Annotated in this window: 8 protein-coding genes and 1 rRNA gene; all 9 read left to right on the forward strand. The window is 70.2% G+C overall.

The annotated features are described in order from the left end of the window. Window positions 1-93 (forward strand): 5S ribosomal RNA (gene rrf / locus AC07FK_RS28460); the annotation flags it as partial. 68 nt (window positions 94-161) lie between these two features. Next, window positions 162-806, forward strand: a complete 645-nt coding sequence (locus AC07FK_RS28465) for an HAD family hydrolase (protein WP_479107826.1) — start codon at window positions 162-164, stop codon at window positions 804-806. A 43-nt stretch (window positions 807-849) separates the two neighbouring features. Further along, a complete protein-coding gene (locus AC07FK_RS28470; RefSeq protein WP_479107954.1) occupies window positions 850-2,052 on the forward strand; it encodes an MFS transporter in 1,203 nt (400 codons plus the stop codon). Further along, window positions 2,021-3,196 (forward strand): acetoin utilization protein AcuC, encoded by a 1,176-nt coding sequence (locus AC07FK_RS28475; protein WP_479107827.1) that lies wholly within the window; start codon window positions 2,021-2,023, stop codon window positions 3,194-3,196. Before AC07FK_RS28470 ends, AC07FK_RS28475 begins: the two co-directional genes overlap by 32 nt. A 300-nt stretch (window positions 3,197-3,496) precedes the next feature. Continuing rightward, on the forward strand, window positions 3,497-4,312 hold the full coding sequence (locus AC07FK_RS28480; RefSeq protein ID WP_479107828.1) for a phosphatase: 816 nt from the start codon (window positions 3,497-3,499) through the stop codon (window positions 4,310-4,312). A 127-nt stretch (window positions 4,313-4,439) separates the two neighbouring features. Further along, a complete protein-coding gene (locus AC07FK_RS28485; protein WP_158687078.1) occupies window positions 4,440-4,649 on the forward strand; it encodes a helix-turn-helix domain-containing protein in 210 nt (69 codons plus the stop codon). Between the two features lie 110 nt (window positions 4,650-4,759). Beyond that, window positions 4,760-4,858: a 30S ribosomal protein bS22 gene (locus AC07FK_RS28490; RefSeq protein ID WP_003948845.1), complete on the forward strand. Its 99-nt coding sequence runs from the start codon at window positions 4,760-4,762 to the stop codon at window positions 4,856-4,858. Between the two features lie 194 nt (window positions 4,859-5,052). Continuing rightward, window positions 5,053-6,093: an NAD-dependent epimerase/dehydratase family protein gene (locus tag AC07FK_RS28495; RefSeq protein WP_479107829.1), complete on the forward strand. Its 1,041-nt coding sequence runs from the start codon at window positions 5,053-5,055 to the stop codon at window positions 6,091-6,093. Between the two features lies 1 nt (window position 6,094). Beyond that, window positions 6,095-7,177, forward strand: a complete 1,083-nt coding sequence (locus tag AC07FK_RS28500) for a lysophospholipid acyltransferase family protein (RefSeq protein WP_479107830.1) — start codon at window positions 6,095-6,097, stop codon at window positions 7,175-7,177. The last annotated feature ends 138 nt before the right edge of the window (window positions 7,178-7,315 follow it).

Genomic DNA, 7,315 nt, shown 5'->3' on the forward strand with positions numbered 1-7,315 from the left:
ACGCCCGGTTACATTCCGAACCCGGAAGCTAAGCCTTTCAGCGCCGATGGTACTGCAGGGGGGACCCTGTGGGAGAGTAGGACGCCGCCGAACAAATTTTATGCCCCGGCCCCCGGACTTATGTCCGGGGGCCGGGGCTTTTTTGCGTTTAAGGTCAAGCCATGCGCTACGACCTCATCATCTTCGACAACGACGGCGTCCTCGTGGACAGCGAGCCGATCTCCAACACCATCCTGGCCGGCTATCTGAGCGAGCTGGGGCACCCGACCACCTATGAGGACTCGCTCCGGGACTACATGGGGTCCGCCGTGCACCGGATCCACGACCTCGTGCTGGAACGTTCCGGACAGCGGTTGCCCGAGGACTTCGACAAGACCCTGCACGCGCGGATCTTCGCCGCCTTCGAGCGGGAGCTGAAACCGGTCGCCGGAGCGGAGGACCTGCTGGGGCGGCTGGTCGCGGACGGGGTGTCGTACTGTCTCGCGTCCTCCGGGAGTCACGAGCGGATCCGGGTCGGGCACCTGGTCACCGGGCTCGACGAGTGGTTCGAGGACAGCTGGATCTTCAGCTCGCAGGACGTCGGGCGGGGCAAGCCGGCACCGGACCTCTTCCGGCACGCCGCCGAGCAGATGGGCGTACCGGTGGAGCGGTGCGTGGTGGTGGAGGACAGTCCGCTCGGGGTGGAAGCGGCCAGGGCGGCCGGGATGGATGTGTACGGCTTCACCGCGATGACCCCGGCGGAGAGGCTCTCGGGGGCGAACGGGCACTTCTCGGATCTGAGTCAGCTGCCGGAATTGCTCGCCTGATCGAGCTACCCATGGGTATGTGGCGGGCCTACGCTGTGCGGCCATGACAGACGCGCGCCTGCGGCACGGCAGGGCTTCGCTGGGATTGAGCTTCTTCGCGCAGGGTGTGGCGTTCGCGCTGCTCGTGACGCGGCTGCCCGCCGTTCAGGACCGGTACGGGATATCCGACGGGCTGCTGCCCCTGTTCCTGGCCGCCGTGCCGATTCTGGCCGGTGTGGGCAGTGTCGGCACCGAGCTGCTGGTGAAGCGGGTCAGGCCGAGCGTCGTATTGCGGTGGTCGCAGCCGCTGGTGGTGCTGGCGCTGCTGTGGGTCGGGGGCGGCTCACAGATGTGGCAAGTGGCCGTCGCCCTTGGGGTGTTCGGGGTGGCGGTCGGGGCGTTGGACGCGTCCATGAACATGCTGGGGGTGAGCCTTCAGCGGGCGTACGGGCGCAGCATCATGCTGGGATTCCATGCGGCGTACAGCCTCGGGGGGATCGTGGGGGCGTCGCTCGCGTGGGTGGGGGCGCACTGGGAACTGGCGCTGTTCGTGTCCTATCTGCCGGTGGCGGCCGTGCTGTTGCCCGTGGTGTTCGTCGGCAGTCGGTGGTTCGTCGACGGTGGGGGCGCGGTGGATGAGGCTGCTGACGGGGAAATGGCTTCGGCGGGCGGGTTCCGGCTGCTGGTGCCGCTGTGCCTGGTGATGACGCTCGCGTACATCGGGGACTCGACCGTCTCGAACTGGAGCGCCAAGTACCTGGAGGATGTGCTCGGTTCCTCGGAGCAGACGGCGACTCTTCCGTACAACGTCTACATGGTGACGACCTTGCTGGGGCGAACCGTCGGAGACTTCGGTGTGCGGCGCTTCGGGGCCGTCGCCGTCGTGCGGGCCGGGGCGGTGGTGGCCGCGGGCGGGTTCGCGGTGGTGGCGGGGGCCCCGGGGGTCGGGGTGGGGATGCTCGGATTCACCCTGCTCGGGCTGGGGTTGTGCGTGATCGTGCCGCAGACGTTCGCGGCGGCGGGGCGGCTCTTCCCCGGGGCGGCGAGTGACGCGGCCGTGGCCCGGCTCAATGTGTTCAATTACGTGGGATTCCTGGTGGGGGCGCCGTTGGTGGGGGCGCTCGGGGACGCGTGGAGTTATCGCGGGGCGATGCTCGTGCCGATGGTGCTCGTGCTGGTCACGCTGGTGTACGCCCGGTCGTTCGCCGGTGGGGGCGACCGATACGGTGGCGGGCATGAGCGGGCGCGCGCTGTTGATGTGGGATGACGCTGTTACGGGCTATGACTTCGGGGCGAGCCATCCGATGGACCCCGTCAGGCTTGCCCTGACCATGGGGCTCGTACGGGCGTACGGGCTCGACCGGGAGGTCGGTGTCGTCGCCGCGCCGGCCGCGGGGGACTCGACGCTGCGGCTGGTGCACCGCGAGGACTACGTGGCGGCGGTGCGGGCGGCTTCGGCTGATCCGCGGGGGGCGGATCAGGCGTACGGGCTGGGGACGGTCGACGATCCGGCCTTCGCCGGGATGCACGAGGCTTCCGCGCTGATCGCCGGGCAGTCGGTGGGGGCGGCGGAGGCGGTGTGGCGTGGGGAGGCCGCGCACGCGGTCAACTTCGCCGGCGGGCTGCATCATGCGATGCCGGGGAGTGCGGCGGGGTTCTGCATCTACAACGACGCGTCGTTGGCGATCGCCCGGCTGCTGGAACTGGGGGCGGAGCGGGTCGCGTACGTGGATGTGGACGTGCACCACGGGGACGGGGTGCAGGCGGCGTTCTGGGACGACCCGCGGGTTCTGACGATCTCGCTGCACGAACATCCGAGGACGTTGTTCCCCGGGACCGGGTGGCCGGAGGAGACGGGTGGGAGCGGGGCCGGTGAGGGCTCGGCGGTGAACGTGGCGCTGCCGGCGGGGACGGGGGACGCGGGGTGGCTGCGGGCCTTCCACTCGGTCGTGCCGGAGCTGTTGGCGGACTTCCGGCCCCAGGTGCTCGTTACGCAGCACGGGGCCGACACGCACTTCGAGGATCCCCTGGCGCATCTGGCGGTTTCGCTGGACGCGCAGCGGGCGGTGCAGACGGCGTGTCACGAGCTCGCGCACGAGTACGTGGACGGTGGGGCGTGGGTGGCGCTCGGGGGTGGGGGGTACGCGGTGGTGGATGTCGTTCCGCGGTCGTGGACGCATCTGGTGGGGATCGCGGCGCATCGGCCGGTTGATCCGGAGTCGGTTATTCCGGCGTCCTGGCGGGATGAAGTGTACGCGCGTACAAGGCAGTTGGGGCCGGGGCGGATGACGGACGGGGTGGCGCCGGCGTGGGAGGCGTGGGACGCGGGTTACGACCCTGCGGACCGGTTGGACCAGGCGGTGCTGGCGGCTCGGCGGGCGGCGTTTCCTCTGCGGGGGTTGTTGGCCTGAGGGATCGGGCGGCGGGTGCTCGCTTCGGGGGTGGGACGAGCGGTGTTCGCCGGAGCTTTGGAGTCGGGGCCGTGCCGGGGCGTCTCCTCGGGTGTCGAACGTTCGGGTAGTGCTGCGGTGGGTTCGGGGTGGTTGCGTTCGGCGCCCTGCGGGGAGCGCCTCAGTGCGATTCCTCCTGCCGGCGTGGGTTGCTGGGCGGTGGGGTTGTGGGTGGGGGTGGGTTGTCGGGGTTACGCCAAGTGTGGGGTCTGTTCGGGGTTTTGGGGGAAAGGGGGGCGGCGGTGGGGGAGCATCGGCAGGGTGTTGAGTACCGGCGCTCTGCGTGCGCATCTGTTGGCGTCCCGGCTGGCCGGGACCGTGGCCACCTCGCGCGAGGCGAGCCTGCGGAGCTACCGGCTGTTCGCCGCACGTGACCCACGGGTGCTGCTGGGGCTCGACCCCGAGCGGGCCTGGGGCGAGGCCGAGGTCATGGCCCTGATGGCCGCCAAATGCGGGGTCTCGGACGATCCGGGGTGCGTGAGCGGGGCCGACGTGATCGACCCGGAGCGGACGCTGGCCGGGCTGGAGGCGTTCGCGGGCCGGTTGGGGGAGGCCGCCGCGCAGGGGGTGCCGGTGCTGCTCGGGACCGGGCATCCGCACCGGTTGCTGGGCTTCTACACCCGTCTCGCAGACGCTTTGTCGGCGGCGGGGTGCCCTGTCCTCACCCCCGCGCAGGGGCGATGTGTCGACATAACGACCCGGTTCGGCGTACGCACGTACAACCTGGACTACGTACGAGGCGTCGCGCTGGTGCGAGAACCCGGCGCACGCGGCGGCGCGAGTGATACCGGCGCACACAGCCATTCACCCCTCCCGGTTAGGGTCGCGCTCGCTGCCGCCGAGGAGGCCGGAGGGCCGTTGCCGGGGCTTGTCGTGGGGGACCACGGATGGGTCTGCGGTGCAGGTCAGTTGGGGTTCGAGGCCATTGGGCTGGCGGATACGGACGACCCCGCGCTGTTCGTCGGAGAGGCCGAGGGGCGGGTGTCCGTCGCCGTTCCGCTTGATGATGCCGTGCGGTCCGATTACTACCGACCGCTTACTCGCTATGTACTCAATCGAGCGTGTCTGTCACGGTAGGCGTCGGATGGCTGCTCCTCTTCCCCACTCGCATCACCCGCCCCTAGTCTGGGAGTGAGCGCACAACGACGAAGAGTCACCGGAGGGGAAGCCGGTGCGCGTCGGGTGCGGAAGGTACAGGTGGGTCATGGCTGCTGGCGAGAGGCCTCTCAACGAGGTCAAGTTTCTGACCGTGGCGGAAGTCGCCTCGGTGATGCGAGTGTCGAAGATGACCGTGTACCGCTTGGTGCACAGCGGTCATCTGCCGGCGATCCGGGTGGGCAGGTCCTTCCGGGTTCCGGAGCAAGCGGTGCACGAGTACCTCCGAGAGTCCTTTGTGGGGGTGGAATCGGCCTGATGGCGGCCTCGGATTACGTCCCTCTCTCGGTGGCGGGTAGGCTAGGCCCTCGTAGGTCGTGTGGGCCCAGACGCCCCGCACCGAGTGAAGAGAAGTGAGCGAGGGTAGTCGTGGGCTCTGTTATCAAGAAGCGGCGCAAGCGGATGGCCAAGAAGAAGCACCGCAAGCTGCTCAAGCGCACCCGCGTTCAGCGTCGCAACAAGAAGTAAGCGGCAGCTGTACGTGAACCCGCAGCCCTTCCACCGTCATGGTGGGAGGGCTGCGGTGCGTTGTGGCCCGTTTGGCTCGTGGGCCCCGCGTAGCCCATGTGTGTCTGCTGTCACTTCGGCCGTCGTGCGGTCGTCACAGCGCGACGTGCAACCGCTACGGTGGCGCCAGGGGAGACCGAGGGAAGGCGCTGATCTTGGGCAAGGTCGTGCTCGTCACAGGTGTGGCCCGGCAACTGGGCGGCCGTTTCGTACGCCGCATCCAGCGTGACCCCGATGTGGACCGGGTGGTGGGCGTCGACGCGGTCCCGCCCGAGCACCACCTGGGCGGGGCGGACTTCGTGCAGGCGGACATCCGCCAGCCCGCCATCGCGCGCGTGCTCGCCGAGCACGCCGTCGACACGGTCGTGCACCTGGACGTCACCGGTACGCCGCTGGGCACCGGCGGAAGCCGTGCGTCGGTGAAGGAGACCAACGTCATCGGCACGATGCAGTTGCTCGGGGCGTGCCAGAAGTCGCCGACCGTGCAGCGGCTCGTCGTGAAGTCCAGTACGAGCGTCTACGGGTCCGCGCCGCGCGACCCCGCCGTCTTCACCGAGACCACGCCGCCGAAGTCGCTGCCGAGCGGCGGCTTCGCGAAGGACGCGGTCGAGGTCGAGGGGTACGTGCGGGGCTTCGCGCGCCGGCGGCCCGACGTGGCCGTGTGCGTGCTCAGGTTCGCCAACATCCTCGGGCCCCGCGCGGACTCGCCGCTGGCCGACTACTTCTCGCTGCCGGTGCTGCCCACGGTCTTCGGGTACGACCCCCGGCTGCAGTTCGTGCACGAGGACGACGTCATCGACGTACTGCGCGTCGCCTCGCACGACCCGCGGCGGGGCACGATGAACAGCGGCACCTTCAACATCGCCGGGGACGGAGTGGTGACCCTCGCTCAGTGCTCGCGGCGACTCGGGCGGCCCACCGTGCCGGTGCTGCTGCCCGCCGTCACCTGGGTCGGGACCGCGCTGCGGACGGTCGGGGTGACCGACTTCTCCCCCGAGCAGATCCGGCTGCTGACGCACGGACGGGTCGTCAGAACCACCCAGATGCGCGAGACACTGGGCTTTGAGCCCAAGTACACGACGGCGGAGACCTTCGCGGACTTCGCGCGCAGCCGGTCCGCGGGGCTGCTGCCGCCCGAGGCCGTCGCCCGTACCGTCGACCGGCTCTCCACTCTCGTCAGCAAGGAGTGCACCTGACATGGCCGATGCGAAGGTCATCCCCTTCGGTGACGATCCGCGGACCAGGCGGGTCCGGCCCAAGCCCAAGGACGGCGGTGGCCCGGGTGGCGGTGGCGCCGCCGGCAGGGAGGCCAAGGGGAAGCGGGCTCCCGGGCGCAAGGGCGGGCCGCTCGCGCCCGTACCGGAGCAGCCCGTGGCGCCGGACGACGCGGAGGCCGTCGAGGCCGCTCCGGCGGCGGTGCGGGAGCCCGAGCCGGCTCCGGGCGGCTGGGACCGGCGGATCGCCGGCGGACTCGCGTTCCTGCGGCGGCGGCTGACCGGCGACTACGAGGTCGACGAGTTCGGGTACGACGAGGAGCTCACCGACAAGGTCCTGATGTCGCTGCTCAGGCCCCTGTACGAGAAGTACTTCCGGGTCGAGGTCAAGGGCATCGAGAACATCCCGTCGCAGGGCGGGGCGCTCGTCGTCGCCAACCACTCGGGGACCCTGCCGCTGGACGGGCTGATGCTGCAGGCGGCGGTGCACGACACCCATCCGGGCGGGCGGCACCTGCGGCTGCTGGCGGCGGACCTGGTGTTCATGCTGCCGGTCGTGAACGAGCTGGCCCGGAAGGCGGGGCACACGCTGGCCTGTGCGGAGGACGCCGAGGAGCTGTTGCGGCGGGGCGAGGTCGTCGGGGTGATGCCGGAGGGCTTCAAGGGCATCGGGAAGCCGTTCAGCGAGCGGTACAAGCTCCAGCGGTTCGGGCGCGGTGGGTTCGTGTCCACCGCGCTGCGGGCGGGTGTGCCGATCGTGCCGTGCTCGATCGTGGGGGCCGAGGAGATCTACCCGATGGTCGGGAACGCGCGGACGCTGGCGCGTGTGCTGGGGCTTCCGTACTTCCCGCTCACGCCCACGTTCCCCTGGCTCGGGCCGCTCGGGGCTGTGCCGCTGCCGACGAAGTGGACGATCCAGTTCGGGGAGCCGATTCTCACGGACGGGTATTCCCCGGAGGCGGCGGAGGACCCGATGCTCATGTTCAACCTCACGGACCAGGTGCGGGAGCAGATCCAGCACACGCTGTACAAGCTGCTGGTGCAGCGGCGGTCCGTCTTCTTCTAGCCGTACGGCACGAGGCGTGGGGCCGGTCTCCGGTGGGGGGGGGGCCCACGCCTCGGTCTTCTGGGGGGGTACGGGGAGTTTTCCTCCCCCAGGCCCAGGCCCAGGGGGACGCCGGGGGGCAAAGGGGGGAACATGACT

The organism is Streptomyces sp. NPDC046122 (assembly GCF_056429965.1).